This is a genomic window from Lyngbya aestuarii BL J (assembly GCF_000478195.2).
Taxonomy (GTDB): Bacteria; Cyanobacteriota; Cyanobacteriia; order Cyanobacteriales; family Microcoleaceae; genus Capilliphycus; species Capilliphycus aestuarii.
Window position 1 is genome coordinate 1 of record NZ_AUZM01000334.1, and the last position, 570, is coordinate 570.

At 42.1% G+C, this 570-nt stretch carries 1 protein-coding gene; it reads left to right on the forward strand.

What is annotated here, in order from left to right:
* Window positions 1-3: 3 nt before the first annotated feature.
* Window positions 4-570, forward strand: a 567-nt coding sequence (locus M595_RS28405) for an MATE family efflux transporter (protein WP_275044473.1), incomplete at its 3' end; no start/stop codon positions are given.

Consider the following 570-nt stretch of genomic DNA (forward strand, 5'->3'; position numbering starts at 1 on the left):
ATTGTGGGAATTTTTATCCTCATTGGATTGGCAACAATTGACCCTTTATTTAAACTCTTAGGGGCGGGTTCTGAAGTCATGCCCTATATTCACGATTATATGCAAATTTGGTATCCCGGCATGATTTGTCTCGTCGTTCCAATGGTGGGAAATAGTGCCATTCGGGCGGCGGGTGACACCAAAATCCCCAGTCTAATTATGACGTTTGCGGCGATTGTGAATATTGCCTTAGATCCGGTGTTTATTTTTGGTTGGGCGTTCATTCCCAGTTGGGGCTTAAAAGGGGCAGCATTAGCCACAGTTATTGCTCGTTCTCTAACGTTAATTGCCTCTTTAATTGTGCTTCATTTCCGAGAACGAATGATTCTTTGGAGTCTCACCTGTCTGAGAAATTGTTGGGACTGTTGGAAAGAGATTTTATATGTGGGTTTACCTGCGGCATCTACCAATATGATTACGCCGATTTCTCTGGGAATTATTACCAGTTTATTAGCGACTTATAGTCCCGAAGTTGTTGCTGGATTTGGGATTTCTTCTCGGGTTGAATCTTTTGCTTTAATTGCATTTATG